Here is a 23,677-nt window from a genome sequence, read left to right as displayed (position 1 = left end):
TCACCGTTACAGTCCGCTGACGCTAGCGCGTCGGAAAGAGCCCAACAAGCGCGCGTTTGACCAGACCCGAGACCGACGGGCGACGCACTCGAAGGAAGGGCAGCGGGCGGCAGACCTCCATCGTCGCGACCCCCACACGCGCGGTCAGCGCGCCGTTGACCACGCCTTCTCCAAAGCGGCGCGACAGTTTCGAGAGCATGCTGCCGCCTGCGACGCTGCTGATCATGTCGTCTCCCACGGCCACCGCGCCGGTCGCCACCAAATGCGCCATGACCGCCCGCGTCAGCCGCCAGCCACCCAGCACACCCGCGCGCCCGCCATAGATCTCGGCGATGCGTCGGATCATCCGCAGATTGGCAATCAGCGCGCCTGCCACATCTGCAAGCGCCAACGGCACCAACGCGGTGACCGTCGCCACCTGCCGCGACGCCAGTTCGATCTCTTGCACGGCCTGCGCATCGAGCGGGGCCAGCAACTCGGCCTCCGCCAGCCCGAGAAGCGCTTCGGCGTCGAATTGATCCGCCTCGCGCTCTTTCAGCCGGGCCTGCCCCCATTGCAGCACATCGCGCCCAGCATAAAGTGCCGAGAGCCGCGTCACCGTGGCGCGCGCACCACAGAGGTCCTCCTCTGCCAGCGCCGCGCTTGCCGCGCTGCGCAGACTGTCGAGCCGCCCCAGACGGGCAAAGGCCGCAATCTCGCGCAGGGCGATGAGCACAATCACGATGAGCAGCGCCACGCCCATCCCCGCCACCGCATAACCCAAAAGCGGAGCCCGCTCGATCAACCCGGTCGCGAAATCCCAGGCCGCGACCGAAATCGCCGCGCCAATGAGGCCGAGCGCCAGCGCCCAGAACGCCCGGGCCAGCCGCGAGGGCGGCCGCGCCGCCCGCGCCATGGCCGCCTGCATCGCACGGCCCTCGGGGCGGGGCTGGTCATCGGGAACCGGCGGCGCGCGATCAGGCTCCGCCTCCGTGCCCTCGTCAAGATCGATCAGAACCGGGCCGTTACTCATGCCACCTCTTCCCCCTCGCTCCAGATCATCAGGATATCGGGCAGGCCCTCGTCATTGCCCGCCCCCTGCCCGCGCGCCGCCTCGCGAAAGCCCTGCGCCGCGTAAAAGCCGCGCGCACCCGCGTTCTGTTCCAGCACCCACAGGTCGAGCGCGCCGGTATCGGCCTTGGCCTCGGCCAGCAGCGCGCCGCCATGGCCCTGCCCGCGCCGCGCAGGCGCGACGTAAAGCGCATGCACCCGCGAGCCGTCGCGCACGATGAAGGCGGCGATGCCCGACCTGTCGCGCACAATCCTGACCCAGCCCCGCCGCGTCACCCAAGCGAGCGCGCGCAGATCGTCGCGCGGGCTGCGCACTCGCGGCAACCAAGGGGTCGCACGCGTGAACGCCCACAGGATGCGCGCCAGATGTGGCAGATGCCAGAGCCGGGCGCGCGCGATACTCATAGCCGATCCCCGATCAGGAACTGCGCTGCACGATCCAGCCGGATATGCGGCGGCCCCTCGCCGGGGCGCAGGTTGAGGACCGAAGGCGCAAAGCGCATCGCCCGATACTCGCCATCGGGCCATGCCTCCGCCCCGCCCCGCGCCGCCGCCAATAGCCGCGCGGGGTCCTCGGGCAGCTCACCCGGATGAAACGCCGCCTGCCGCCCGGTGTCGAGCAACCGACCACGCACGCAATCGAGATCGCGGCCCTCATGGTTCATCCGGTCCTCGACCGTGGCGCGCAGCGCGGCGATGGCCATGGCGCGGGTCTCGGCCCCGGCGAAATCGGCCCGGTCGCGTGCCGCGCGCAACAGCGCCTCCATGATTGCGGTCAGGCGTCCATGCTGCGTATGATGCAGATGATCGGCCTTGGTCGCGGCGAAGAGGATCTTCTCCACCCGCCGCCCCATCAGAAGCTGCGTGAGAAAAGCGTTCCGCCCGGGCCGAAACGCCCCGAGGATATCGGCCATCGCACCACGCATGTCCTCGACCGCACGCGGTCCCTTGTGGATCGCGTCGAGCGCATCCACCAGCACCACCTGCCGGTCGATCCGCGCGAAATGATCGCGGAAAAAGGGCCGCACCACCTCGCGTTTATAGGCCTCATAGCGCCGCGCCATCTCGGCGCGCAGGCTTTTGCGCGGGGGCGCGCCGTCGGCGGGTAGCGGCGCGAAAGTCACCACCGGCGAGCCCGCCAGATCACCGGGCAACAGAAACCGCCCCGGCGTGCAATCATAGAACCCGGCATCGCGCGCGGCGTTGAGATAGGTGGTAAAGCCCTGCGCCAGACGCTGTGCCACTGCCTCCTCCAAAGGTGCCGCGGCATCGGTGGCGCGCGCGGCCTCCAGATAGGCGGCGTCCTGCGGGCGTGCCTGGATGCGGGCCAACACCTCCTCGCACCACTGATCATAGCTCTTGTCCAGCAGCGCCAGATCGAGCAGCCATTCGCCGGGATAATCCACGATATCGAGATGCACCACACGCGGGCCGGTCATACCTGACAGAAAGCCACCCGGCCGCACCCGCAGCGACAGGCGCAGTTCCGAAACGGCGCGGGTGCTCTCGGGCCAATGCGGGTTGGGGCCAGTGAGTGCCGCCAGATGCGTCTCATAGTCGAAACGCGGCAGGGTCACGTCGGGCTGCGGTTGCAGATAGGCGGCAAGAATGCGCCCTTCGCCCTCGGCCAGAAGGCCCGGCATGCGCGCGCGGTCGAGCAGATTGGCGATCAGCGAGGTGATGAATACCGTCTTGCCGGCGCGGGCAAGGCCCGTGACCCCCAATCGCACCACCGGCTCGAAAAACGCGCCCGAAACGCGATCCCCGAATTCCTCAATGCCGCGCGTCAGCCCGTCCGCCAGCCCTGCAATCGCCAAACCTGCCCCTTTCCTCTTTGCCCCCAAGATAGAGGCGCACACAGGGGCTTGCTAGGGGCCAATTTCGCCCGTCCTTCCCCAACCCGATTGCGCGCGCGCCGCATCCGGCGGAAATGAGTATTTTTGCCAAGAAGAAGCTGCATGCCAGCGATGGTCAAAGCCGCGTTTCTTGGCTAAGACGGGCGAAATTGCCAAGGAGCGCCCAGATGGACGAGATCGAGCAGCCGCAAATCTATCTCATCACTCCGCCAGAGTTCGAGCTGGAGATATTCCCCGACCGTCTGGCGCATGTGCTTGACGCGCATGAGGTGGCCTGCCTTCGGCTCAGCCTTGCCACCCGCGACGAGGACCGCATCGCGCGCGCCGCCGATGCCTGCCGCGAGGTGACCCATGCGCGCGATATCGCCCTGGTGATCGACAGCCATGTCCTGATGGTGGAACGGTTGGGGCTCGACGGGGTGCATCTACTGGATGGCTCGCGCGGGGTGCGCGCCGCCCGCAAGGAACTGGGCGAAGAGGCCATCGTCGGGGCCTTCTGCGGCACCTCGCGCCATGACGGGATGAGCGCGGGCGAAGCCGGTGCCGATTACGTGAGCTTCGGCCCCATCGGCTCCACCGGTCTTGGCGATGGTAGCCATGCGGACCGCGAGATTTTCGAATGGTGGTCAGAGGTGATCGAAGTGCCGATCGTGGCGGAAGGCGCGCTTGGCGTGGCGGAAGTGGCCTCCTTCGCCCCTGTCAGCGATTTTCTGGCCTTCGGCGAGGAGATCTGGCGCGAAGACGATGCAGCCGCGGCGCTCAGCCGCCTGATCGCCGCTATGGGCTGACGGCTAGCCGCCCTTCAAACGCTTGAGCAACACCACCTCGCTATCAGGGGCAATCGGCTGAAACCAGCTGTCGTTATAGACCCGCCCGTCGATCGACACCGAAACGCCGCGCTCCAGTTCCGGGCGCAGGCCGGGGAATTTCTCCCCCAGACCGTCGAGCAATTCGCGCAAGGTGGCGGCCTCGACCTCGACCTTGCGCGCGCCCTCCGCCTGATCGGCGAGCGAGCCCCAGAGCAGCACTTCGACCATCAGCTCTCCGCTTTGGCCTGCAGGGCCGCCAGCACACGCGGCGGCGACATCGGCAATTGCGTCATCCGCACGCCTGCCGCCTCCGAGACCGCATTGGCGATGGCCGCCAGGGGCGGCACAATCGAGGTCTCGCCCACGCCGCGCACGCCGTAGGGGTGGCCGGGATTTGGGATTTCCAGAATGACAGTGTCGATCATCGGCAGGTCCGACGCCACGGGAATGCGGTAATCGAGGAACCCGGCGTTCTGCAGGATGCCATCGTCGCCATAGATATACTCCTCGTTCAGCGCCCAGCCGATGCCCTGCACTGCCCCACCCTGAAACTGGCCTTCGACATAGGAGGGATGCACCGCCTTGCCCGCGTCCTGGAACACCGTGTAGCGCAGGATCTTCGTCGATCCGGTGTCGCGGTCAAGCTCCACATCCACCATATGGGTGGCGAAACTCACGCCTGCGCCTTCGGCATTCACCTCGTGATGCCCGGCAATCGGCCCGCCGGTATTAGAGGCAATGGCGGCGATCTCCTTGAGCGTCATGGGCGGGAACTTGCCCGCATTTGGCCCCGCAGGACGAGCGGCGCCGTCTTCCCATTCCACGGCCTCCTCGTCGATGCCCCAGACCAGTGCTGCCCGGCGGCACATCTCCTTTTTCGCAGCCTCGGCGGCCTTGATCGTGGCCAACCCCACGGCAAAGGTCACGCGGGAGCCGTCGGTCACCTCGTTCTGCCCCAATGATCCGGTGTCGGCGATGATCGTACGGACCTGATCGTAGGGGATGCCCAATTCCTCGGCCGCCATCATCGTCATCGAGGCGCGCGAGCCGCCGATATCGGGGTTGCCCTCCGAGACCGTCACGGTGCCGTCCGGCGTGATATTCAGGCTCACGCAGGTATCGCCGCCGAAATTGAACCAGAACCCGCAGGCGACGCCCCGGCCCTGATTTTCACCCAAAGGGGCGGACCAATGCGGATGCAATTTCGCCGCCTCCAGCGTCGCCTTGAGGCCGATGGCGGGATAGGTCGGGCCATAAGACGCCTTGGTCCCCTCATCCGCACCGTTCATCAACCGCACCTCCAGCGGGTCGAGGCCAAAGCCCTTGGCCGCCTCGTCAATCGCGCTCTCGATGGCAAAGGCCGCCATCGGCGCGCCGGGGGCGCGATAGGCGGCGGCCTTGGGGCGGTTGGTCACGACGTCCCAGCCCAAGGTCTTGACGTTTTCCAGATCGTAAGGCGCAAAGCCCGACATCGCGCCCATATCGACGGGCGATCCCGGATAGGCCCCGCCCTGATAGCGCAACTCGGCGAAACCGGCGGTGATCTTGCCGTCCTTGGTCATACCGATTTTCACGTCAATCGAGGTCGAGGAAGTTGGCCCGGTGGCGCGCAGCACCTCGGAGCGGCTCATCACCATCTTGACCGGGCGGCCCGCCTTCTTGGCCAGCATCAGCGCGACGGGTTCCAAAAACACCACCGTCTTGCCGCCGAACCCGCCGCCGATTTCGGAGGCGGTGACGCGAAGTTGACCCTGCTCCATCCCCAGAATGGCGGCACAGGTGTTGCGCACCATGTAATGCCCTTGGGTGCAGACCCAAAGATCGGCGCGGCCATCCGAGCCCATCGTGGCAAGGCAGGCATGCGGCTCGATATAGCCCTGATGGGTGGCCGCGGTGCGATAGGTGCGCTCGACCACACGGTCGGCCTGCTTGAGCCCGGCCTCGATATCGCCATGCCCGAATTCAGAGCGCGCGATAACGTTCTGAGACATGCCCTCGGGCACCGTCTCCTGTTGGCGGCCCTCATGCAGCACCGGCGCGTCGGGCTTTATCGCCTCGTCCACATCCGTAACGTGCGGCAGAACCTCGTATTCGACCTCGATCAGCTTGAGCGCCTTGCGCGCCACCGCCGGGCTGCTTGCGGCCACAGCGGCCACCGCGTGACCATCATAAAGCACCTTGTCGCCCGCCATGCAATTGTCGAGCACATCGGCCACATCCTCGGGCACCTCGCCGAAATCGGCGCGGGTGACCACGGCCTTGACGCCCGAAAGCGCCTTGGCCTTCGACGCGTCGATCCTGACGATCCGCGCATGGGCATGGGGCGAGCGTAGGATGCGCCCGGTCAGCATGCCCGGCGCGACCATGTCGGCGCCGAAGCGCGCGCGCCCCGTCACCTTGTCGATGCCGTCGGGCCGGTCGGGGCGCGTGCCTACGACCTTGAATTCGCGCGTTTTCTTGGTGTCATCCAATGCCATTACGATGCCCTCCGCATATCCGCCGCCGTTTCCATCACGGCGCGGATGATCTTGTCATAGCCGGTACAGCGGCAGAGATTTCCCGCCAGCCAATAGCGCACCTCCTCCTCGCTCGGATCGGGGTTGCGCTCCAGCAGCGACTGCGCCGCGACCAGAATGCCCGGCGTGCAGATGCCGCATTGCAGGGCGGCCATCTCGATGAATTTCTGTTGCAGCGGGTGCAGCTGATCGCCCGTCGCCATGCCCTCGATGGTGGCGATGTCGCGGCCCTCGGCCTCGGCGCCCAGCATCAGGCAGGAACAGACAAGACGGCCATCCACGGCCACCGAACAGGCCCCGCAATCGCCGGTGCCGCAACCTTCCTTGGTGCCGGTCAGGCCCAGCCGGTCGCGCAGCACGTCGAGCAGCGTGTCCTCGGCCTCACAGAGAAATTCGGTCTCATCGCCGTTGATCTTGGTGGTTACGTGTAGCTGGCTCATGCCGTCTCTCCTTTCGCGCGTTTGGCCGCGATCACCGCCGCGCGGCGGGCCAGAACGCCCGCCACATGCTTGCGGAAATCAATCGTGCCGCGCTTGTCGTCAATCGGTGTGGCCGCCGCCGAGCAGGCCGCCGCCAGATCGCTCAGCGCCGCCTCGTCGAGAACGCGCCGCGTTATCGCCTCTGCCGCCTCCTCGACCAACATCACCTTGGGGCCGACCGCGCCAAGCGACACCCGCGCCGCCGTCACCCGGTCGCCATCGTCAAGGCTCAGCGAGATGCCACAGCCGACAACGGCGATATCCATCTCGGTGCGCGGGATGAAGCGCAGATAGGCATCGCTAGAGTGTTCGCCACGGGCAGGCAGCCAGACAAAGGCGATGAATTCGCCACGCTCCAGCGCCGTCTTGCCGGGGCCTTGGGGCACGTCGATCACATCCATGTCGCGCATGCCGTTCGGTCCGGCGATCCGCACCCTGGCCCCCGCCGCAACCATCGCCGGGACGCTGTCCGCCGCCGGTGAGGCGTTGCAGAGGTTCCCCGCCAGCGTGGCGCGGCCCTGGATCTGCGTCGAGCCAATGAGCCCCGCCGCCTCGACCACACCGGGCCAATCGGCGACCAGCCCCGCATGCTCGCCCATCTCGGCGCCCGAGACTGCCGCCCCGATGCGCCAGCCGCCGTCCTCGGCGGCAATCTCGCGCATGCCCTCGATGCGCTTGATATCGACGATCATCTCCGGCTCGATCATCTCCGAGCGCAGCTTGACGAGCAGGTCGGTGCCCCCCGCCAGCACATGCGCACCATCCTGCCCGGCCAGCAGGCTCACGGCATCTTCCAACCGTCTTGGTGCCTCGTATCGCATATGGATTGTCCTTTCCTCTTGATCGCCCGTGCAGGGCACAGCCTGACTCGGGCGCTATTTGGCACGACTATCCCGCATGTGAGGACGAGACGCAAACACCCCGCCGACATCCGCAGGATCACGCGCGGCATCACGTTATTCACACCGCAAAACCTGCCAAACGTCACATCGCCGCTTCTTTCGCGCGCCAAAAGCGCCTTAATCCTCCGTCAATCTTCAATGGCTATTCAGACGAGACCGATTTCGACGAGTGACCCGATGACCTATGCCCGCCAAGCTGACGGATACACCGAAAAGAGCCCGCGCCATGCGTTGCTCTTCGAACTCATTCGGCAACGTAGCATGGCGCAGCATGTAAGCCAGCGCATCGCGCAAACACCCCCACCCAATCCCGCCGAGGTTCTGCTTTTCGCCGATGATGCGCGCAGGTCCCTCGTCATGCAAGAGCACCCGCGCGTCACCTCATAGCCTGACCGCTACATCGCCGCTTGGAAGAGCACCGCCAGGTTTTCTTCGGTCAGTTCAATGGGATTGCCGCCGCAGGACGGATCCTTGATCGCGCCCTTGACAAGTGTCGGGATGGCATCCTCGGTCACGCCGAGCGCAGCCAGCCCCTTGGGCACGGCGAAACTGTCGTTGAAGCGGTCCACGAAGGCGCGAAAGCCGTCATAGCCGCCCTCAATGCCCAAATAACCCGCCGCACGGTCGAAGCGGTCGGAGATCATGGGCGCGTTCAGGTCCAGAACGGCGGGCATGCAAACCGCATTGGTGGTGCCGTGATGGGTGTTGAAATGCGCGCCCACCGGATGGCTCATCGCGTGGATCGCGCCCAGACCCTTTTGAAAGGCCGTCGCGCCCATGGCCGCAGCGCTCATCATATGGGCGCGCGCCTCGATATCGTCAGGCGTCTCATAGGCGCGCGGCAGGTTCTCGATCACCAGCCGCATGCCTTCCAGCGCGATGCCCTGGGACATCGGGTGGTAATGCGGCGAGGAGAACGCCTCGACGCAATGCGCGAAGGCGTCGAGCCCGGTGCCCGCGGTGATCGCCTTCGGCATTCCGACGGTCAGTTCGGGATCACAGATCACCGTAACGGGCAGCATCTTGGGGTGAAAGATGATCTTTTTCTCGTGGCTTACCGAATTGGTCAGTACGCCTGCGCGCCCAACCTCCGAGCCGGTCCCTGCCGTGGTGGGCACGGCGATGATCGGGGCGATGGCATCGGCATCGGCGCGCGTCCACCAATCACCGATGTCCTCGAAATCCCAGATCGGGCGCGTCTGCCCCGCCATGAAGGCCACGCATTTGCCAAGGTCGAGCCCCGAGCCGCCGCCGAACGCGATCACCCCGTCATGGCCCCCGGCCTTGTAGGCCTCGACCCCAGCGGCAAGGTTGATCTCGTTTGGGTTGGGATCGACCTCGGAAAACACGGCGGCCTCCAGCCCCGCCTTGCGCAGGATCTCCATTGCCTGCGCGGTGATCGGCAGCGGCGCCAGCCCCTTGTCGGTCACGAGCAGCGGGCGGGTGATGCCGGCCTGTGTGCAAGCCTCGGCCAGTTCCGCGATGCGGCCCGCCCCGAAACGGATGGCGGTGGGATAGGACCAGTTTGCGGTGAATGTCATGTCGTAGCCTTCTTGAGATGATAGGATTTCGGACGGGTCAGGTTGTGATAGCCGATGACCGAGAGCGCGCCACCGCGTCCGGTGCTCTTGCAGCCGGTCCAGCACAGCGCGGGATCAAGGTAATCGGCGCGGTTCATGAAGACGGTGCCGGTCTCGATGGCATCGCCCACCCGCGCGGCACGCGCCGCGTCGCAGGTCCAGAGCGATGCGGTGAGCCCGAAGGGGCTGTCATTCATCAGGGCGATCGCGTGCGTATCGTCCCTGACCGGCATGATGCCGACCACGGGGCCAAAGCTCTCGTCGCGCATGACGCGCATGTCATGGGTGACATTGGTCAGGATCTGCGGCGTCAGGTAGCAGCCGCCATCGTCCTGCGGCATGGTCGCGATATGCGCCACAGCCCCCGCCGCCACGGCCTCGTCGATCTGCGCGCGCACCTCGTCGGCAAATCGTGTGTTGGCCATTGGCCCGATCGTGGTCTCGGGGTCCAGCGGATCGCCAAGATGGTAGCCGTTCACGATCTCCACCGCCTTTGCCACGAACGCTTCAAACAGGCTTTCGTGCACGTAAATCCGCTCTATCCCGCAACAGCACTGGCCGGAATTGAACATCGCGGCGTCGATCAGCCCCTCGGCTGCCGTCACCGGGTCGGCGTCGTCCATCACGTAGCCCGGATCCTTTCCGCCCAGTTCCAACCCAAGGCCCGTAAAGGTACCTGCGGCGGCACGTTCCATCGCCTGACCGCCACCGACCGACCCGGTGAAATTGACGAAATCGAACTGCCGGTCGGAGATCAGCGTCGATGTGGTGCCGTGATCCAGAAACACGTTGCGGAACACGGCCTCGGGCACGCCCGCCTCATGGAAGGCCCGCGCCATGCGCTCGCCCACAAGCAGGGTCTGCGTCGCGTGTTTCAGCACAACCGCGTTCCCGGCTATGAGCGCCGGGGCCACGGTGTTGATCGCCGTCATGTAGGGGTAATTCCACGGCGCCACGACGAACACCACACCATGCGGCACCCGGCGGATATAGCGGTGGAACGCGCCATCCTCCGACACCTCGATATCGGCCAGCCCCTGCTCGGCGATCTCCGCCATATAGGAGGCACGCTCGTTGAAACCGCCGAACTCGCCGCCATAGCGCACAGGGCGGCCCATCATGCGCGCCAGTTCCGGCACGATCTCATCGTTCATCTCACCGACAGCGGCGACGCCCGCCATCACGTGGTCTATCCGCTCCTGCAAGGGCCGCGCGGCCCAGTCCGCCTGTGCCGCGCGGGTCTCGGCGATTGCCGCGCGCACGGCCTCGGCGCTCAGCGTCTCACGTGTGGCAAAGACCGATCCGTCGATCGGAGATATACAGGTCAGTTCCGGCATTTTCACACCTCTTTCGGCGGGCGCATGTCCCGCCCTTTCATCGTTCCCAAAATACTCAACTCCAGCGTTGCCGCCCTCACGCCCGTTCGAATCCGCGCTGCACTTCGTAATCGGTCACCGCGCGGTCGAAATCCTCTTGCTCGACCTCCGCCGCGCGGGTGTAGTGATCGACCACCGCATCGCCGAAGGCATGCCGCAGCATCGCCGAGTTGCGGAAGGTCTCGGTCGCCATGCTCAGTTTGTGCGGCACCTCGGCCACGTCCGCCATGCTGTAGAGATCGCCCTGCGCCGGATCGGGCAAGTCCAGCCCCTCCTCGATCCCCGCAAGCCCCGCCGCCAGTTGCCCGGCACAGGCGAGATAGGGGTTCATGTCCGACCCCGGAATGCGGCATTCGATGCGCACGCCCTTGGTGCCCTCGCCCACAAGGCGGAACCCGGCGGTGCGGTTGTCGATCGACCAGGCGGTCTTGGTGGGGGCAAAGGTGCCCGGCACAAAGCGCTTGTAGCTGTTGATATAGGGGGCCATGAGCAGCATGCAGTCGGGCGCGTATTTCAACAGCCCGGCCACGTATTGACGCATCACCTGCGACATCGAATGCGGCGCACCCGCATCAAAAAATACATTGCCCTCGGCGTTGAACAGCGACTGGTGGATATGCGCGGCACTGCCCACCTTGTCAGCGCGCCATTTCGGCAGGAAGGTCGCGGAATGACCATGCTGGGCGGCGATCTCCTTGACCGCGTGCTTGGCCAGCGTGTGCCGGTCGCACGCCTCGAGCGCGTCACCATAGCGGATGTTGAGCTCTTCCTGCCCGATCTCGGCCTCGCCCTTGGTGTTCTCGACCGGAATGCCCATGGCGTATAGCGCGTTGCGCACCGGGCGCATGACATGCTCATCGCGGGTGGTGAACTGGATCGAGTAATCTTGATTGTATTTCACCAGCGTCGTCAGGTCACGGTAACCGCTGGCGCGGATCTCGTCGTAGGAGCGCTCGAACAGGAAGAACTCCAACTCGGTCGCCATCATCGGCGTCAGGCCCATGGCGGCTGCGCGCTCCATCTGCGCCTTGAGAATCTGGCGCGGGGAATGCGGCACCGGACCATGGGAATGGTGATCGAGAAAATCGCAGAGCACCAGCGCGGTGCCCTCGAGCCAAGGCACCGGGCAGAGCGTGGCAAGGTCCGGCTTCATCGTGTAATCGCCATAGCCCATTGCCCAGCTTGTCGCGGCATAGCCGTCGGGCGTTTCCATCTCCAGATCGGTGGCCAGCAGGTAGTTGCAGCAATGCGTTTCCTCAAAGCCCGCCTCAATAAAGTTCGACACGTGGAACCGCTTGCCCACAAGGCGGCCCTGCATATCCACGGCGCAGGCCAGCACGGTGTCGATATCGCCGCTCGCGGCCTTTGTTTTCAGCGCATCCAGTGTCAGGGCAGTCATGGTCTTTCGCTCCATTCAGGCTTGGGAAAGGGGGCCCGGCACGGGCCCCCTTCTGGTATCGGCAAAGGCCCCGCTCAGGTATAGCGGTATGGGCGTCCGGCCTTTTCCATATCGGCGTTGTACTGCTTGAAGATCTCCACGACCTTGGCCTTGGTCTCGGATTGCGCCGCGATCTCGTCCCAGAATTCGCGCGCGGCCGTCTCCACCGTGGCCCATTCCGCATCCGGGATCGTCGTCAGCTGCATCTTTTCACCATGCACGCGCAGACGCGCCTCACCGCCCCAATACCACCATTGGCGATAGTAGTGCGACTGTTCCATGCAGGTGGCGAGCAGAAGTTTCAGATCCTCCGGCAGTTCCTCCCAACGGCCCATATTGGCAAAGAAATGGCCAACCCACGCGCCCGAGATGTTGTTGGTCAGGAAGTAGTTGGTCACATCGGCCCAACCCACCGTGTAATCCTCGGTGATGCCCGACCATGCGATGCCGTCAAGCTCGCCGGTCTGCACCGCAACCTCGATATCCTCCCATGGCAGGGTCACTGGGACCACGCCGAATTGCGACAGGAACCGGCCCGCCGTCGGGAAGGTAAAGACGCGCTTGCCCTTGAGATCCTCAAGGCTGTGGATCGGGTCCTTGGTGGCGAAATGGCACGGGTCCCACGACCCGGCGCTGATGTGTTTGACGCCGACGCGTGCGTATTCCTCTTCCCAAATCTCCTTGAGGCCGTACTGGTTAAACAGGACCGGAACATCGAGGCTATAGCGCGAGCCAAACGGGAAATAGCCGCCAAAGACGGTCACTTCGGTCGGGCTCGCCATGCTGTCATCGTCGGACTGCACGGCGTCGATGGTGCCCTGCTGCATGGAGCGGAAAAGCTCGCCGGTGGGCACCAGCTGATCGGCATAAAAGAGCTCGATCTGCATGCGATCGCCCGCGATCTTGTTGAACGTGTCGATGGCCGGTTTCACCACATGCTCGGCCAAAGCAGCACCGGCATAGGTCTGCATCCGCCAGGTGATCGTCGATTGCGCGAGCGCGGGGGCGGCGAGCGGGGCGGCCACTGCACCGGCACCGGCGGATTTCAGGAACTTGCGTCTTGTCGTCGTCATCGTTCTTCTCCTTGTTGCAATGATGGCCCCTTCGTCAGGGCTCTTCTGGGGTTATTTTCCGTATACGTATTCCGGCAGCCACAGCGCGATCTGCGGAAAGATCATCACCAGCGACAGCGCCACCACCATCACGCCCACGAATGGCACGATGGAGCGGTAGATGTCGCGCAGGCCGATCTCGGGCGGGGCCATGGCGCGCATCAGAAAGAGGTTATAGCCGAAGGGCGGTGTCATGTAGGCGATCTGCGTTGTGATCGTGTATAGCACACCATACCAGATCAGATCGAAGCCAAGTGCGCCCACCAGCGGCACGTAGAGCGGCGCCACGATCACGAGCATCGCGGTGTCGTCCAGAAACGTGCCCATGATGATGAAACTGAGCTGCATCAGGATGAGGATCATCCACGGGCTGAGATTGAGCGTTTCGGTGAACAGCCCCTCGATGGCGTTCACCGCCCCCAGCCCGTCAAAGATCGCGCCAAAGCCCAAGGCGGCCAGAATGATCCACATGAACATGCACGAAATCGCCAGCGTGTTGCGCACCGTTGTCTCGAACACCACCCGCGTCATCCGCCCCTTGAGGACGGCGGCAAGGAAAGCGGCAAGCGCGCCGATGGCAGAGCTTTCCACAAGGCTCGTCCAGCCTTTGACGAAGGGCACCATCATCACCGCGAAGATCACCAGCGGCAACAGCCCCGCACGCAGCAGGCGCAGCTTTTCGGACAGCGACACGTTGCGCTCGTCTTCGGGCAACACCGGGCCGAGATGCGGCTGAATGCGGCAGCGGATACAGATATAAAGGATAAAGAGCGAGGCCATGAGCAGGCCTGGGATGACCCCAGCCAGCCATAATTGCCCCACCGGCTGGCGCGCGATCATCGCGTAGAGCACCAGCACCACCGAGGGCGGCACAAGGATGCCGAGGCTTGACCCCGCCTGCACCACCCCCGTCACCATGATCTTGTCATAGCCACGGCGCAGCAACTCGGGCAGCGCGATGGTGGCCCCGATGGCCATGCCCGCGACGCTCAGCCCGTTCATCGCCGAAATCAGCACCATGAGGCCGATCGTGCCGATCGCCAGCCCGCCCCGCACCGGCCCCATCCAGACATGGAACATCTTGTAAAGGTCGTCGGCAATGCGGCTCTCGCTCAGCACATAGCCCATGAAGATGAACATCGGCAGGGTCAGCAGCGGATACCATTTCATCAGCTTCATAGCCGCCGAGAACGGGATTTCAACGCCACCCGTCCCCCAGAGCAGCACGCCCGCCAATGCCCCGACAAAACCGATGGCCCCAAACACCCGCTGCCCGGTCATCAGCATCAGCATCATGCCCGCGAACATGACGATGGCGATCATCTCATGCGGCATCGATGTCTCCCTCGCGCAGGTAGTCGATATCGCGGAAGAATTCGGCAAGCGCCTGAAGGATCATCAGAAAGACCCCGAGACAGAGAACGATCTTGATCGGCCAGAGCGGCGGACGCCACGCGGTCGGGCTGCGCTCGAGAAAGCCGAGTTTCTCTTGCGCGGCACTCGGCCCCTCGGTGATCAGGGTCAGGAACAGATCCCCGAAAAAGGCAAACGGCTCCATCCCGAAATATCCAAGCGCGTAGGCGGTGGAGCTGACCGCGCCCATGAAGAGGACGACAAGGTAGAACAGCAGAAAGAACACGGTGAATCCGTCCACCATCGCCTTGGTGCGCGGTGACCAATCCCCATAGAACAGATCCATCCGCACGTTCGAACCCAATTGGATCGAATAAGGCCCGCCCAGAACGTAGTAGGCGACCATCACGAATTGCGCGGTCTCCAACGTCCACAGCGACGGGGTCGAGGCTGCCTTGGATACAGACGACCAGAGCAGTACCCCCATGAGCACAAAGACCAGATACATGGCGATACGCCCGATAAAGCGGTTCATCCGGTCAATCGCGCGGATATAGCCTCGCATCGCGCTACGCATCATGGGCCTCCATCAGCTTGAGCCGCGCCAGCGCCGGACGCAGCAGCCGCAGCAATTCGGCGGCGATGCGGTCCTGCTGCGCGGCAGTCGCGATGAGGTCGTTGCGAACCTCCAGCATCACATTCGGCAGATCATTGGCGATCCCGTGCAGGCGCAGGCTATGCGTCACACCGTCAGCGGGGCCATAGGGCGCGTTGCGCTCGACCTGCCTGCCCGGCACCTCCTGCGCCAGCATCGCATCGGCAAGCCGCGCATCGCTGTCATGCAGGATGCCGATCTCCACCGCGCGCGGATGTCCCATCCATTGGGGCGTGAAACTGTGCATGGTGATCAGCGCAAAGGGCGTGCCCACCCTGCCCCGCCGCGCGATCAGATCGGATGTGGCGCGCTTGAACGGCGCATAGATCCGCGCCGCACGCGCCGCACGCGCAGCCGCACTCAGCCCGACATTGCCGGGCACCGCGATTCTTTCGCTGCGCTCGGGCATCGCACTCGGGGCTTCGGGCGGGCGATTACAATCATAGACCAGCCGCGAGACGCGCCCGGCGATCATCGGCGCGTCCAGCGCCTCCGACAGGCGCCGCGCCACATCCTCCGCCCCCGGGTCCCAGGCCGCGTGACTGTCGCGCGCCGAAGGCTCCAGACCAAGGCCGTCATACTCTGCGGGGATGTGATTCGAGGCATGTTCGCAGACGATCACGGCCGGTCCGACCCCGTCCGCGTTGATGATTTCATAGGCCTCGGCGCGTTTTGCGAGCATGTTTCCCCCTGTCGCTGGAAAAAGCTTTCCATGAGAGAAGTTTTTCGTCAATATTTTTCCAGAACCCTCCGGAGAAGATTTCCGTTGACCTGCCCCGCACCGCCCCTTTGCTCAGAATGTCACCGCGAAAGGCCCGCCTGTGACCGATGATCCGCCCATCGATCCCGCGCTGCCGATGACATCGGCCACGCCGACGGTGCGGCAACTGATCCGCAGTCAGTATCAGGACCTGACCCAATCCGAGCGCAAGTTCGCCAACACCCTGATGGAAAACTACCCCAATGCGGGCCTCGCCTCGATCACCACCGCCGCCGAGGGTGCGGGGGTCTCGGCCCCGGTGGTGGCGCGGATGGTGCAGAAACTGGGCTTCAAGGGCTACCCGCAGTTCCATCAGGCGCTGTTGCAGGAATTGCAGGCCAAGGTCTCGGGCCCGACCGAGCGCCGCGCGGTCTGGACCGTCGAGGCCCCCGAATCGCATATGCTCAACCGGTTTGCCGGGGCGGTGACGCAGAACCTCGCGCAGACCTTCGCCAATATCGACACCGCGCAATTCGACGCCGCCGCGCGTCTGCTGGCCAGCGAAAACGGGCTCTATATCGTCGGCGGGCGCATCACGCGGTCGCTGGCCGAATATGCCTTCACCCATTTTCAGGCGATCCGCGAGCGGGTCACGCATCTCACCTCCTCGCCCGCCACATGGCCGCATTACGTGCTCGACATGGTCGAGGGCGACACGCTGCTGATCTTCGATATTCGCCGCTACGAGGAAAACCTTCTGCGGCTGGCCGAGATCGCCTCGGCACGCGGCGTGCGGGTGATCCTGATCACCGATCAATGGGCCAGCCCCGTCGCGGGACTGGCCGAAGCGACATTTCATTGCTGGGGCGAAATCCCGTCGGCGTGGGATTCCAACATCGCCACGCTATCGCTCACCGAGGCACTGATCGCGGCGACGCAAGAGGAACGCTGGCCCGAGGCGCGCGACCGCTTCGAGCGGCTCGACAGTCTGTTCGAGATGACGCGGCTCTTTCGCAAACCCTGAACGGGGCCACCGCGCGGCCCCGGGAAAGGAGATCACGGGCGCGGATCACAGCCGATGCAGGCAAGAACGGTTTTCATGGAAACGTCACCGAACCTGCGCTAACACTCAGAAACGAACAATTACGATCACGTTGTTCAAGACAGGGAAAACACATGAAACTCACATCCACGCATATGACCCTGGCCGCCGTTCTGACCGGAACGCTGGCCTTCGCACATCCCGCCGCTGCGGATACGCTGCGGCTGCTGACATGGGGCGGATACGCCCCCGAGGACGTCATCGCCAAATTCGAGGAAGAGACCGGCCACACCGTCGAGGTCACGCTCTCCAACAACGAGGAAATGATCGCCAAGCTGCGCGCCACCGGCGGCGGCGGCTTCGACCTTGCCCAGCCCAGCCAGGACCGCATCGCCGGTCCGCAGGCCGAGTTCGGCATCTACAAGCCCATGGACATCTCCAAGATCGACGAGTCGCTCTTCATTCCGTCGATGCTCAAGGCGACCAAGGCCAACACCACCGTGGGTGGCGAAGTCTTCGGCGTGCCGCATGTCTGGGGCACCTCGGGCCTCGTGCTCGACACCTCCAAGGCAGACATGGTCAAGGATTACACCGACTTGTGCTCTGACGCAGTGGCCGGTGACGTCTCATATCGCCTCAAGCGCCCGACGCTGATCGGCTTTGCCTTCGCCATGGGAATGGACCCCTTCGCCGCCTATGGCGACGAGGCCGCCTATACCGAGATCATGGAAAAGGTCGAGGCCAAGCTTGTCGACTGCAAACCCAATGTCAAAGCCTATTGGGGCGGCGGTGACGAGCTGATGAACCTGATGCGCTCGGGTGAGATCGTGGCGGCGATGGCCTGGGATACCGGCGGCTGGAAGCTGAATGAGGACAATTCCGACATCACATTCGTCGCCCCTGCCTCGGGTGCGCTTGGCTGGATCGACACCTTCGTGCTGCCCGCCAAGGGCCGCGCCGATGACGCCGCCTACGACTGGATCAACTTCGTGATGCAGCCCGAGGTGTCAGCGATGATCACCGCATCAGCAGGCAACTTCACCGCCTCGCAGGGCGCGGACGAATTCGCCTCCGACGCGCTTAAGGCCAAGTATCAGGCCAGCTTCCCGCCCGAAGCGGTGGACAACATCAAGTGGTATCCGCCGGTGCCCGCAGGGCTTGAGGTGATCGAAGGCGGTGTGCTCGACCGCGTCAAAGCCGCGAACTGAAGCTGCGCAATATCTCCGAGGCTCCCGCCGCACTGGCGGGGGCTTCTTGCATTGAAGGACCCCGACATGACGCAGCCCGATCTTGCCTGCACCCATCTCACCAAGCGGTTCGGCGACACGACCGCCGTCGACGATGTCAGCTTCGAGGTGCCGCCGGGCTCGTTCTTTTCGATCCTCGGGCCGTCAGGCTGCGGAAAGACGACGATCATGCGGATGATCGCGGGCTTTCTCGCGCCTTCCGATGGCGACATCCGGATCAAGGGCCACTCGGTACTCGACGTGCCCCCCAACAAGCGCCCGGTGAACATGGTGTTCCAGCATCTCGCACTTTTTCCGATGATGAATATCGCCGACAACATCGGCTACGGGCTGCGCCGCAAGGGTCTGCCCAAGCCCGAAATCACAGCCAAGGTGGGTGAGGTGCTGGAGCGGATCGGCTTGCCCGATATCGGCACGCGCCGGGTCGAGGAACTCTCGGGCGGGCAGAAACAGCGCGTGGCGATCGCCCGCTGCATGGTGCTGGAACCCGATGTGCTACTTTTGGATGAGCCGCTTGGCGCGCTCGACCTCAAGCTGCGCGAACATATGAAGATCGAGCTGAAGGCATTGCAGGCGGCCTTTGACACCACCTTTGTCTATATCACCCATGACCAGAGCGAGGCGCTGGTCATGTCCGACACTGTCGCGGTGATGAATGCCGGGCGGTTCGAGCAGATGGGTGCCGCGCGCGACCTCTATTACCGGCCCGAAACCGCCTTTGTCGCGGGCTTTGTCGGGGACAGCAACCGCTGGCGTGGCCGCGTCGAAAGCGTGGATGGCGACGCCCTGCGCCTGCGCAGCGACAGCGGGTTGGCGCTCTTGGGCAGCCGCCACGGGCGCGCCCTGTCCGACGGGACCACGGCGGATATCTATGTCCGTCCCGAGGCGATCCGCCTTGGTCACACGCCCGGTGACGTGGCGCATTTCGACAATCGCCTGTCGGGCACCGTGACCAGCCTGCTCTTCAACGGCGCGGCCAGCCGCATCCTGATGCGCCCCATTGAGGGCAGCGAGGAAATCGAGGTGGCGCTGCCCCAATCCGGCGAGTTCGCCCATCTCGAGCGCGGATCAGCGGTGCATGTCGGCTGGTCCAGCGATCAGGGCAATTGCTTTGCGGCGGGGTCAGTCTGATGCAGGCCGCACAAAGGCTCGGGTTTCTGCTGCTGGTGACACCGCTCCTGCTATGGCTGGGTCTGCTGATCATCATCCCGCATGTCGACATGTTCCTCGTCTCGCTGCGCGAGCGGGTGGGGGTCGGAGAATACGCGACGAGCCTCGCCAATTACCGCAGCTTCATCGACGAACCGCTTTACCTCATGACCTTCGCGCGCACCGCCGTGATGTCGGTGATGGCGACGGCGCTCACCCTTCTGATCGGCTTTCCGGTGGCCTATTACATCGCCAAGATGGCGCGCGGGCGGGTCCGTTCGGCGCTCTTTCTGTTGTGCCTCGTGCCGTTCTGGGTGTCGGAACTGGTGCGCACCTTCGGCTGGATGATCCTGCTGCGCGAAACCGGCCTGTTCTCGTCGGTCCTGCAATGGGCAGGGCTGGCCGATGCGCCGGTCGAGATGCTCTATAATGACGCCGCGATCATGGTCGGGCTGGTCTATACCTCGATGCTGTTCATGGTGGTACCGCTGATCACCACGCTCGACAGTCTCGACGACGCGGTGATCGAGGCGGGCTATGATCTCGGCGGCTCGGGCCCGTCGATCCTGCGCGAGATCGTCATTCCCCATGCCATGCCCGGCATCGTCTCGGGCTCCATCGTCGTCTTCATGCTGTCGCTCGGCAATTACCTCACCCCGATCATGCTGGGCGGCAAGGACAGCCTGTGGTTCACCGAACTGATCTATTCGCAGTTCATCGTGCGCTTCAACTGGGAACTTGGCGCGGCTTTCGGCTTCATGCTGCTGATCCTGTCATCGGTAATCGTCTGGGGCACGCTGCGCGTGACCGGCCAGACCCTTGAAAAAACCATGGGATGAGAGACACGCCATGATCCCCACCATCCCCCAGAGCCGCTTGATCAAGGTGACCTACACCGCCTATGTGGTGCTCTTTTTCACCTATCTAGCGCTGCCGCTCACGGTGGTCGCGGTCTTTGCCTTCAACGACAGCCAGTTCCCCTCGCTGCCCTGGGAAGGGTTCACCTGGGACTGGTTCTTCGGCGAGGAGCAACCCAAGATCGGCGTCTTTCACGAACGCCCGATCTTGCGCGCGATCGGCACCTCGGCGCTTGTCGGGCTTTGCGTCTCGGCGCTCTCGGTCGCTGTGGGCACCACCAATGCGTTTCTCTTCAACCGCTACCAGTTTCGCGGCCGTGGGCTGCTCTACGTACTGATGCTGACGCCGCTGGTCATTCCGGGGATCGTGCTGGGTATCTCTATTCTTGTCTTTTCCTCGACCGTCGCCAATGCGGCCTGGGACGCGGTGGAATGGGATATAACGGCGCTGCGCCCCGGCCTTGTGCTGGTGATCCTCGGGCAGTTCTCCTTCATCACCACCATCGCCACGCTGGTCATCGCCGCCCGGTTGCAGAAATTCGACCGCACGCTGGAGGAGGCCGCCCTCAACCTCGGGGCGGGTCACCTGACGGCGGTGCGCACGATCACCATCCCCTACCTCATGCCCGCCCTGATCGGGGCCTTTGTCGTCGCCTTCCTGATGAGCTTCGAGAATTTCAACACCACGCTGATGCTGGTAGGATCAGACGCGCCGCTGACCATCGCGATGTTCGACCGGCTCAAGGAAGGCTCCACGCCGCTGCTCAACGCGGTGTCGCTGCTGTTAATGGTCGGGTCGAGCCTGCTGGCGCTGGTCATGATCGCGTTTCAGCGCAGGTAGATTGCTCAGGCGGTCGTGAGCGTCATCGCCACATCGCCGAGACCAGCGATGTGGCCTTGAGCAGTCGTCGGCGGTGTGATCCACGGCAAGCCGTTGAGCGAGCCGGTGATCACCACCTGCCCCACCTGCAAGCCGCCGCAATGATCGCCAAGCGCGCGCACCAGCGCACAGAGCGTGGCAAAGGCATCGCCGCCCGGTACGCGCGCCACACCGTCAAGCAGGGTCTCGCCGCCAAGCAGCAGCCGCGCCTCGGCGCGTGTTACGTCAAGGCTGTGCCAGTCGCGACGCGCCTCGCCCAGAACCACCGCACCGTTGAGTTGGTTGTCCAACATCTTGAGCGCCGCTCCTGCGCCCTTCGGGTCGGCCAGACGGCTTTGAACCAACTCGAACGCAGGCAGCAATTCCACCGACGCGCGCAATCGTGGCTCGAAATCGGGGGCGTCCCGGTCCGGCGGGCTCGCGATCAGGCGAAAGGCGTATTCCAGTTCGATGCCCACCTCTTCGCCTGCCGGAACGGTGATCTCGGCGGGAGTTTGGTAGGTATCGCGCGCCATGATCGGCGCGATCACGATGGGGGCATCCGGCGGACACGCCACCTTGAAGCCTCCCACCGGACCCAGTCGCGCCGCAACCGCGTGCTGCACCTCGAAGATACGCGCACGGGACAGACCTTCGACTACTTTGGCAGGGAGTTTCGCCCCACCCTCCCGCGCCGCCAGCAACTGCGCCACGAGGGGGTCGTTCATGCCGCAATCACCGCACCCGAGGCGACCATTGCCTCGATTTCCGCCGCGTCATAACCTGCCTCCTGCAACACCTCGCGGCTGTGCTGGCCCAGAACCGGCGCGGCGCGGCGCAGGCTGGCGGGGGTCTCGCTGAATTTGACGGGATGGCCCAGGGTCTTGACGGGGCCCGCCACCGGATGATCCACCTCGACGATCATCTCGCGGGCACGCGCTTGCGGATCGGCCTGCATTTCGAGAATGTCCAGCACTGGCCCGGCGGGCAGCCCCGCCTGCTCCATCCGCTCCAGCCAGACCGCCGAGGTCTTGTGGCGCAGATAGCTGTTGAGGATTTCTTCCAACTCTCCCAGATGCTGCATCCGGTCGTGGTTCGAGGCAAAGCGCGCGTCGTCGTTCAACTCCGGCGCGCCGATCACGTCGAGAAACCGTAGCCAGTTGCGCTGATTGGCAGCACCCACGTTGATCCAGCCATCCGCCGTCTCGAACGCCTGATAGGGGCCGTTGAGCGGATGCGCCGACCCCATCGGGCCGGGGGCCACGCCGGTGGCGAAGGCAATCGCCGATTGCCAATAGGTCTGGGTGATCGCCGCTTCAAAAAGCGAGGTATCGACCTTTTGGCCCTCGCCGGTCTGCAACATCCGCGCATAGGCGGCCGACACCCCCATGGCCGCGACGATCCCCGCCGTGATGTCCGACACCGGCGCGCCGGTCTTGACCGGGGGGCGCCCCGGCCCCTCGCCAGTGATAGACATCAGGCCCGACATGCCCTGTGCAATGAGATCGAACCCGCCGCGCTGCGCATAGGGGCCGGTGCGGCCAAAGCCGGAGATTTCGCAATAGATCAGCCGCGGATTGATCGCGCGCAGATCCTCGTAGCCCAGACCCAGCCGTTCCATTGTGCCCATGCGGTAATTCTCGATCACCACATCGGCCTCTTCCAGAAGGCGGTGTAGCGCCGCGACGCCCTGCGCATCCTTGAGGTTCAGCGCCACGCCCCGTTTGTTGCGGTTCATCATCATGTAGGCGGCGGATTCGCCTTGGATCGCGGGCGGAACGAAGCGGCGGCTATCATCACCGTCGGGCTTTTCCACCTTGATCACATCGGCACCCATATCGGCCAGCATCAGGCCACAGACCGGCCCGGCCATGATATGCGCAAGCTCGATCACCTTCATCCCCGCAAGGGGGCCTGTCTGCGTCATGTCCCGCTCCATTCGGGTTTCTCCTTGGCCAGAAACGCCTCCAACCCGTGGCGGAAATCCCGGCTCATGTAGCACATCTCGATCAGGTCGGCGTCCTCGACCCGAGTAGCGGCGCTGACCCGGCGCATCGCCTCCTTGGTGGCGCGCAGCGTCAGCGGGGCCATCTGCGCCAGCGTGTCGGCCAGTTCCCCGGCGCGGGTCATCAAAGCATCTTCGTCGTGCAGAACCTCGGTGACCAGACCGCAGCCCCGCGCCTCTTCGGCACCGATCAGGCGGGCGGTGAAGATCATCTCGCGCACCCGCCCCGCGCCCATCAAAGAGGCCAGCCGTGCAAGATTGGCGGCGGCCAGGCAATTCCCAAGCGTGCGTGCGATGGGAAAGCCGAACTTGAGATTGGCAGTCGCGATGCGGATATCGCAGGCCCCGGAAATCGCGGCTCCACCGCCAGTGCAGGCCCCGTTGATCGCGGCCACCGTGGGCAGCGGACACCGCTCCACCGCCTCCAGCACGCTTTCGATCCGGGCCTCATAATCAAGCGCATCCTGCGCTTTGTCGAAGGCGCGAAATTGCGTCATGTCGGTGCCCGCCGCGAACGCTTTGCCCCCCGCGCCGTGAATGACCACCGCGCGAACGCTACCATCGGTCGGCACCTCACGGCACAGGGTCGCCAGCCCCTCATACATCTCGAAGGTCAAAGCATTGCGCGCCTGCGGGCGGTTGAAGGTAATCCAGAGCGTGTGGTCCCGGACCTGTGACAGAATCTCGCTCAT

General features: G+C 64.5%; 24 protein-coding genes. 7 read left to right on the top strand and 17 right to left on the bottom strand.

All coding sequences use genetic code 11. The features are described 5' to 3' along the window. Nucleotides 1-22 precede the first annotated feature (22 nt). The 3 genes from BMX04_RS00865 to BMX04_RS00855 are packed head-to-tail and all read right to left on the bottom strand — an operon-like array spanning nucleotide 23 to nucleotide 2,867. A complete protein-coding gene (locus tag BMX04_RS00865) occupies nucleotides 23-1,012 on the bottom strand; it encodes a YcjF family protein (protein WP_074784352.1) in 990 nt (329 codons plus the stop codon). Then, entirely contained in the window at nucleotides 1,009-1,455 is a 447-nt protein-coding gene (locus BMX04_RS00860; RefSeq protein ID WP_074784349.1) for a GNAT family N-acetyltransferase, read from the bottom strand. The genes BMX04_RS00865 and BMX04_RS00860 overlap by 4 nt, the downstream gene beginning before the upstream one ends. Beyond that, entirely contained in the window at nucleotides 1,452-2,867 is a 1,416-nt protein-coding gene (locus BMX04_RS00855) for a YcjX family GTP-binding protein (protein ID WP_074784346.1), read from the bottom strand. Before BMX04_RS00855 ends, BMX04_RS00860 begins: the two co-directional genes overlap by 4 nt. Nucleotides 2,868-3,073: 206 nt before the next feature. Between BMX04_RS00855 and BMX04_RS00850 the strand changes: the two genes are divergently transcribed. Then, nucleotides 3,074-3,694 carry a thiamine phosphate synthase gene (locus tag BMX04_RS00850; protein ID WP_074784343.1) on the top strand — a complete coding sequence of 207 codons (621 nt, stop codon included), beginning with the start codon at nucleotides 3,074-3,076 and terminating at the stop codon, nucleotides 3,692-3,694. A 3-nt stretch (nucleotides 3,695-3,697) separates the two neighbouring features. Here the strand turns inward: BMX04_RS00850 and BMX04_RS00845 are convergent, their stop codons facing one another. Genes BMX04_RS00845 through BMX04_RS00830 form a run of 4 tightly spaced genes read right to left on the bottom strand, consistent with a single transcriptional unit; the run spans nucleotide 3,698 to nucleotide 7,531 of the window. Beyond that, the gene (locus BMX04_RS00845) at nucleotides 3,698-3,943 is read right to left on the bottom strand and encodes a MoaD/ThiS family protein (protein ID WP_074784341.1); all 246 of its coding nucleotides are present in this window, start codon (nucleotides 3,941-3,943) and stop codon (nucleotides 3,698-3,700) included. Then, on the bottom strand, nucleotides 3,943-6,192 hold the full coding sequence (locus BMX04_RS00840) for a xanthine dehydrogenase family protein molybdopterin-binding subunit (protein ID WP_074784338.1): 2,250 nt from the start codon (nucleotides 6,190-6,192) through the stop codon (nucleotides 3,943-3,945). Before BMX04_RS00840 ends, BMX04_RS00845 begins: the two co-directional genes overlap by 1 nt. Then, nucleotides 6,192-6,671: a (2Fe-2S)-binding protein gene (locus tag BMX04_RS00835; RefSeq protein WP_050661827.1), complete on the bottom strand. Its 480-nt coding sequence runs from the start codon at nucleotides 6,669-6,671 to the stop codon at nucleotides 6,192-6,194. Before BMX04_RS00835 ends, BMX04_RS00840 begins: the two co-directional genes overlap by 1 nt. Next, nucleotides 6,668-7,531 (bottom strand): FAD binding domain-containing protein, encoded by an 864-nt coding sequence (locus BMX04_RS00830; protein WP_074784335.1) that lies wholly within the window; start codon nucleotides 7,529-7,531, stop codon nucleotides 6,668-6,670. Before BMX04_RS00830 ends, BMX04_RS00835 begins: the two co-directional genes overlap by 4 nt. On the opposite strand from BMX04_RS00830, the gene BMX04_RS19590 reads away from it, so the two are divergent. Further along, nucleotides 7,463-7,999: a hypothetical protein gene (locus BMX04_RS19590; RefSeq protein ID WP_244888452.1), complete on the top strand. Its 537-nt coding sequence runs from the start codon at nucleotides 7,463-7,465 to the stop codon at nucleotides 7,997-7,999. The two genes, BMX04_RS00830 and BMX04_RS19590, sit on opposite strands and share 69 nt — an antisense overlap. 8 nt (nucleotides 8,000-8,007) lie before the next feature. Here BMX04_RS19590 and BMX04_RS00820 read toward each other — a convergent pair whose 3' ends face one another. The 7 genes from BMX04_RS00820 to BMX04_RS00790 form a co-directional block, all read right to left on the bottom strand. Continuing rightward, nucleotides 8,008-9,153, bottom strand: coding sequence for an iron-containing alcohol dehydrogenase (locus BMX04_RS00820; RefSeq protein ID WP_074784329.1), 1,146 nt, complete (start codon nucleotides 9,151-9,153; stop codon nucleotides 8,008-8,010). Further along, nucleotides 9,150-10,529 carry an aldehyde dehydrogenase family protein gene (locus BMX04_RS00815; RefSeq protein ID WP_074784326.1) on the bottom strand — a complete coding sequence of 460 codons (1,380 nt, stop codon included), beginning with the start codon at nucleotides 10,527-10,529 and terminating at the stop codon, nucleotides 9,150-9,152. Before BMX04_RS00815 ends, BMX04_RS00820 begins: the two co-directional genes overlap by 4 nt. A 76-nt stretch (nucleotides 10,530-10,605) precedes the next feature. After that, nucleotides 10,606-11,967, bottom strand: coding sequence for a glutamine synthetase family protein (locus tag BMX04_RS00810; RefSeq protein WP_074784323.1), 1,362 nt, complete (start codon nucleotides 11,965-11,967; stop codon nucleotides 10,606-10,608). 74 nt (nucleotides 11,968-12,041) lie between these two features. Continuing rightward, nucleotides 12,042-13,079 carry a TRAP transporter substrate-binding protein gene (locus tag BMX04_RS00805; protein ID WP_074784320.1) on the bottom strand — a complete coding sequence of 346 codons (1,038 nt, stop codon included), beginning with the start codon at nucleotides 13,077-13,079 and terminating at the stop codon, nucleotides 12,042-12,044. Between the two features lie 51 nt (nucleotides 13,080-13,130). Continuing rightward, complete coding sequence (locus BMX04_RS00800) at nucleotides 13,131-14,453, bottom strand: TRAP transporter large permease (RefSeq protein WP_074784317.1); 1,323 nt, start codon at nucleotides 14,451-14,453, stop codon at nucleotides 13,131-13,133. After that, nucleotides 14,443-15,048, bottom strand: a complete 606-nt coding sequence (locus tag BMX04_RS00795; RefSeq protein ID WP_074784688.1) for a TRAP transporter small permease subunit — start codon at nucleotides 15,046-15,048, stop codon at nucleotides 14,443-14,445. Before BMX04_RS00795 ends, BMX04_RS00800 begins: the two co-directional genes overlap by 11 nt. After that, a complete protein-coding gene (locus tag BMX04_RS00790) occupies nucleotides 15,041-15,808 on the bottom strand; it encodes an N-formylglutamate amidohydrolase (RefSeq protein WP_074784314.1) in 768 nt (255 codons plus the stop codon). The genes BMX04_RS00795 and BMX04_RS00790 overlap by 8 nt, the downstream gene beginning before the upstream one ends. A gap of 175 nt (nucleotides 15,809-15,983) precedes the next feature. Here BMX04_RS00790 and BMX04_RS00785 point away from each other — a divergent pair, with 175 nt between their 5' ends. The 5 genes from BMX04_RS00785 to BMX04_RS00765 all read left to right on the top strand — a co-directional run bounded on the left by BMX04_RS00785 (nucleotide 15,984) and on the right by BMX04_RS00765 (nucleotide 20,962). Then, nucleotides 15,984-16,850 (top strand): MurR/RpiR family transcriptional regulator, encoded by an 867-nt coding sequence (locus BMX04_RS00785; RefSeq protein ID WP_050661854.1) that lies wholly within the window; start codon nucleotides 15,984-15,986, stop codon nucleotides 16,848-16,850. Between the two features lie 173 nt (nucleotides 16,851-17,023). After that, a complete protein-coding gene (locus tag BMX04_RS00780) occupies nucleotides 17,024-18,076 on the top strand; it encodes an extracellular solute-binding protein (protein ID WP_217644422.1) in 1,053 nt (350 codons plus the stop codon). A gap of 66 nt (nucleotides 18,077-18,142) precedes the next feature. Beyond that, nucleotides 18,143-19,246, top strand: coding sequence for an ABC transporter ATP-binding protein (locus BMX04_RS00775; protein WP_074784308.1), 1,104 nt, complete (start codon nucleotides 18,143-18,145; stop codon nucleotides 19,244-19,246). Beyond that, nucleotides 19,246-20,103 (top strand): ABC transporter permease, encoded by an 858-nt coding sequence (locus BMX04_RS00770; protein ID WP_050661839.1) that lies wholly within the window; start codon nucleotides 19,246-19,248, stop codon nucleotides 20,101-20,103. The genes BMX04_RS00775 and BMX04_RS00770 overlap by 1 nt, the downstream gene beginning before the upstream one ends. 10 nt (nucleotides 20,104-20,113) lie before the next feature. Continuing rightward, on the top strand, nucleotides 20,114-20,962 hold the full coding sequence (locus tag BMX04_RS00765; protein WP_074784305.1) for an ABC transporter permease: 849 nt from the start codon (nucleotides 20,114-20,116) through the stop codon (nucleotides 20,960-20,962). Between the two features lie 5 nt (nucleotides 20,963-20,967). Here the strand turns inward: BMX04_RS00765 and BMX04_RS00760 are convergent, their stop codons facing one another. From BMX04_RS00760 to BMX04_RS00750, 3 genes are read right to left on the bottom strand one after another with little or no spacing between them, the layout of a single operon-like run. Continuing rightward, nucleotides 20,968-21,708, bottom strand: coding sequence for a 2-keto-4-pentenoate hydratase (locus tag BMX04_RS00760; protein WP_074784302.1), 741 nt, complete (start codon nucleotides 21,706-21,708; stop codon nucleotides 20,968-20,970). Continuing rightward, a complete protein-coding gene (locus BMX04_RS00755) occupies nucleotides 21,705-22,907 on the bottom strand; it encodes a CaiB/BaiF CoA transferase family protein (RefSeq protein ID WP_175477306.1) in 1,203 nt (400 codons plus the stop codon). Before BMX04_RS00755 ends, BMX04_RS00760 begins: the two co-directional genes overlap by 4 nt. Beyond that, nucleotides 22,904-23,677, bottom strand: coding sequence for an enoyl-CoA hydratase (locus tag BMX04_RS00750; RefSeq protein WP_074784296.1), 774 nt, complete (start codon nucleotides 23,675-23,677; stop codon nucleotides 22,904-22,906). Before BMX04_RS00750 ends, BMX04_RS00755 begins: the two co-directional genes overlap by 4 nt.

Source organism: Roseovarius tolerans, assembly GCF_900109855.1.
GTDB classification, from domain to species: domain Bacteria; phylum Pseudomonadota; class Alphaproteobacteria; order Rhodobacterales; family Rhodobacteraceae; genus Roseovarius; species Roseovarius tolerans.
The sequence above is the reverse complement of the archived record's forward strand: the minus strand, read 5'-3'. Positions and strand labels throughout refer to the sequence as shown.